The organism is Vibrio sp. D173a (assembly GCF_030248475.1).
This window is the reverse complement of record NZ_JAHGAH010001037.1, coordinates 1-646: the sequence shown is the minus strand read 5'-3', so window position 1 is coordinate 646 and position 646 is coordinate 1. Positions and strand designations below refer to the sequence as shown.

Annotated in this window: 1 pseudogene; it reads left to right on the top strand. The window is 47.8% G+C overall.

Annotated features, from left to right (window positions below):
* Positions 1-646: pseudogene (locus KIV40_RS31105) on the top strand (methyl-accepting chemotaxis protein); the annotation flags it as partial.

The window sequence follows — 646 nt, the reverse complement described above, 5'->3', positions numbered from 1 at the left end:
ACCAAACTGTCATTCAAGCCGTGGGAAAGGGTAATCTCTGACGTTCGTCTCGTTCCAAAAATGATCATGCTGATGGTATTCAGTACCGTGTTGATCATTGCTAAGCAGTTGTGGGATGCCAGCACATTCTACGATTCACTGCTAGCAGTAACGAACAACGCACAAGTAGCGCAAGAACACTATGAAACGTACCTAGTACAAGTGGCTTGGCAGCACGGCTTGATGATTGTGGCCTTTTTGGGTCTTTTTCTGACAGCAGCACGTGTAATGCTGCGTCAAACGCAATACCTGAGCGATGCAATCAAACCCATGGCAGATAAGAATCTGTCGGTCCCAATTCACATGGATTGTAAAGATGAATACGGCGATGTGGCGCGTGAGCTAGAGAGAACCCGTGTTCAACTTAACGACATGATCAAAACGCAAGTTGCCTCTTCTGATGAGTTATTCACGTTGACTGAGGTGATGACTATTAGCATGTCTGAGACCAAAGAGTCAGCGCAGGAAGAGTTCAACGAGATCGATCAACTGGCAACTGCGATGAGCGAGATGACGTCAACCGTTCAAACGGTGGCAGAGCACGCACAGAATGCATCGTCACTCACTGAGCAAGCCTCAGGTCAGGCTCTAACGGGTCAGAAGTTTG